The 356-nt window shown below is 75.3% G+C and carries 1 pseudogene; it reads left to right on the top strand.

Annotated features, from left to right (window positions below):
* Positions 1 to 356, top strand: a pseudogene (locus IH13_RS0118345) (acyltransferase); the annotation flags it as partial.

Consider the following 356-nt stretch of genomic DNA (forward strand, 5'->3'; position numbering starts at 1 on the left):
CCCCCCCCCGCCACCGGCACGTTTCCCGGGCAGGCCCGGGAGGACCGGCCGGCCCCGGAGGCCACCGCGCGGTTCCCGGCCGTGCCGGACGGGCCGGCGGAGCAGACCGGGCACCCCGAGCCGGCCGAGGCGGTGGCCAGGCCGGGGCGGGACCGCTACCTCGACCTGCTCCGGGCCGTCGCGCTCGTCCGCGTCGTCTTCTTCCACCTTTTCGGGTGGGCCTGGCTGACGGTGCTCTTCCCGTCCATGGGCGTGATGTTCGCCCTGGCCGGTTCGCTGATGGCCCGCTCGCTCTCCCGCCCCGCCGGAGGCGTCATCCGCTCCCGGCTGCGCAGCTGTCTCTTATACACATCTCT

Origin of the sequence: Streptomyces sp. NRRL WC-3549, assembly GCF_000721935.1 — a bacterium.
Lineage (GTDB): Bacteria > Actinomycetota > Actinomycetes > Streptomycetales > Streptomycetaceae > Streptomyces.